The following is a 2,082-nucleotide window of genomic DNA, read 5'->3' as shown; positions in this document are numbered from 1 at the left end:
CTGCCGTCCATACCATTCTTGGGAAAAAGGCTTGGTGGAGAATACCAACGGGCTGATCAGACAATACTTCCCAAAGGGGACGGATTTTAGGAAACTGGGTGCTAAAAAGATTAAAGCGGTTGAGGAGGCCCTTAACCGCCGACCGAGAAAGACATTGGACTATGAGACACCGGGTGATCTGTTTTCAGCAGCCCTTGCCAATGGCATTTGAGCGTTGCACTTGAAATGCGAATGTAAGGCCGTCTGAAAGATTAACTTTCAGACGGCCTGTTCAATATTTATCAAACTGTTTGCGCCCGCTGCCGATACTGACGGTATTTGCGCCACAACCAAAAACCAATCAGCAACAACACCGCCACCGCCAAAAACGGCACAAACAAACTCAATACCGCCATCACCGTTGCGATGCCAGTTTCCGCTACCGATACCACGGGATTCGCCAAGCCGGCCGTAGTGGCCGTACTCGCCGCACGCGTAGTCGCGTTCACGCCCTTAATTGCCGCAGCCGCACCGCCGCCCGCGATAATGGCCAACGTCCAAGTCACCGCAGGGCTTAAATCTGCCGTGGTCGAAGCCATCACCGCCGTACCTGCCAAACCGGCCAGCGGCACAGCCAAGGTATCCAACAAATTATCGATAAACGGAATCAGATAAGCGCCGATTTCGACCACCGTCGCCACGCCTAAAATAATCAGTGCAGGTGTGGAAGCCAGCCATTCAAAGCTTTCATTAATTGGCCACAGCCCGAAATAAGCCGACAAACTCAGGGCAAACAGCGGCAAAAATACGCGAAAGCCGGAACTAGCCGCCAAGCCTATGCCCAGTGCGATACTTAAAATCGTGGTAAAAGTCATGATGTGTTTTCAAAATTAAATAATGCCTACTATACGCGCAAACAGGCCGTCTGAACAATGAAGATGCGTTTTCAGACGGCCTAAATGCGTTTTGACCGATTTTTATGCGACAATAAGCCAAACCAAGCTGTTCAGACGGCCCCACCTTTAATTTGCCTGCATTTTGATTTAGCCAAGCCGTGAAAAATACAAAGGAACAACATGAAAGCCTTGATTATTGGCGCAACCGGTGCCACCGGTAAACCACTGACCCAACAATTGCTGCAACATCCGGATATCGACAACGTCACCGTATTCGTGCGCAAACCGCTGGATTTTACCCACCCTAAACTCACGGTCGAAGTCATCGACTTTGACAAACCCCACACTTGGCAGGATAAAGTCAGCGGCGACGTATTGTTCAGCTGCCTCGGCACCACCATCAAACAAGCCGGCAGCCAAGAGAAGCAATACCAGATCGATTTCACCTACCAATACCAATTCGCCCAAGCCGCCCGACAAAACGGTGTGGCGCATTATGTGCTGGTTTCCGCAGGCATGGCCAATCCCCAATCCAAATCGTTTTACATGCGTATAAAAGGCGAATTGGAGCACGCCATTACCGATTTAGATTTTGAACACACCAGCATCCTGCGCCCGCCATTGTTAAAACGCCCCAACAGCGACCGCAGCAGCGAAGTTTGGGCAGAAAAAGCTTTAGAATTTTTAAATGGCTTTGGTTTGCTGTTGGCGCAAAGACCTTTACCGACCGAACAACTCGCCACCGCCATGATTAAAAGCTTCATACTCAAACGCACCGGTATTTTGGAAAAAGAAGATATTTGGGCATTGCTTGAAGCGTAAATTCAATTGATTGATTAAATTAGCATTCAATAAAAAGGCCGTCTGAAAACAAGTGAACTGCACCCCAAAAGTTGGACACTTTCCCCCAACTTTAAAAAGGTGCAGTTTTCTTATGTCCAAATATACACTAGACTTCAAATACCGAGCCGTACTCCATTACCATCAAGTGCACAGCCAACAGCGCACCGCAGACCATTTCAACGTCTCACGCACACATCTGCGCCGTTGGATTGCCGCCTACTGCCAAGGCGGTATAACCGCACTTCAACACCCACAGGCTACGCTTATGAAGACTATGCAGACCAAACGCAAGAATCCCTTTATCGTCGACAAACCCGACCATGAAAAAACTCAGGCAGAGCTGATTGAAGAGTTACGCTACATG

The 2,082-nt window shown here is 49.0% G+C and carries 4 protein-coding genes; 3 read left to right on the top strand and 1 reads right to left on the bottom strand.

From position 1 onward, the window contains the following. Positions 1–211: IS30 family transposase (locus CRG49_RS13420; protein WP_198515146.1), on the top strand; the 211-nt coding region annotated here is incomplete at its 5' end. 70 nt (positions 212–281) lie between these two features. Here the strand turns inward: CRG49_RS13420 and CRG49_RS12805 are convergent. Beyond that, the gene (locus CRG49_RS12805) at positions 282–854 is read right to left on the bottom strand and encodes a DUF4126 domain-containing protein (protein WP_095502921.1); all 573 of its coding nucleotides are present in this window, start codon (positions 852–854) and stop codon (positions 282–284) included. A 201-nt stretch (positions 855–1,055) separates the two neighbouring features. Here CRG49_RS12805 and CRG49_RS12800 point away from each other — a divergent pair, with 201 nt between their 5' ends. Together CRG49_RS12800 and CRG49_RS12795 are read left to right on the top strand one after the other, a co-directional pair. After that, positions 1,056–1,697 (top strand): NAD(P)H-binding protein, encoded by a 642-nt coding sequence (locus CRG49_RS12800; RefSeq protein WP_095502920.1) that lies wholly within the window; start codon positions 1,056–1,058, stop codon positions 1,695–1,697. A gap of 112 nt (positions 1,698–1,809) precedes the next feature. Further along, the coding region (locus CRG49_RS12795; RefSeq protein WP_097784577.1) for a helix-turn-helix domain-containing protein at positions 1,810–2,082 on the top strand (273 nt) is incomplete at its 3' end.

The organism is Neisseria sp. N95_16 (genome assembly GCF_002551535.2).
Classification (GTDB): Bacteria; Pseudomonadota; Gammaproteobacteria; order Burkholderiales; family Neisseriaceae; genus Neisseria; species Neisseria brasiliensis.
Note: the sequence above shows the minus strand (reverse complement) of the source record. Positions and strands in the feature narration are given on the sequence as shown.

Excerpts from the sequence above, each read along its gene's own strand:
- CRG49_RS12800 (WP_095502920.1), top strand. The coding sequence starts at position 1,056 with ATGAAAGCCTTGATTATTGGCGCAACCGGTGCCACCGGTAAACCACTG.
- CRG49_RS12805 (WP_095502921.1), bottom strand. The coding sequence starts at position 854 with ATGACTTTTACCACGATTTTAAGTATCGCACTGGGCATAGGCTTGGCG.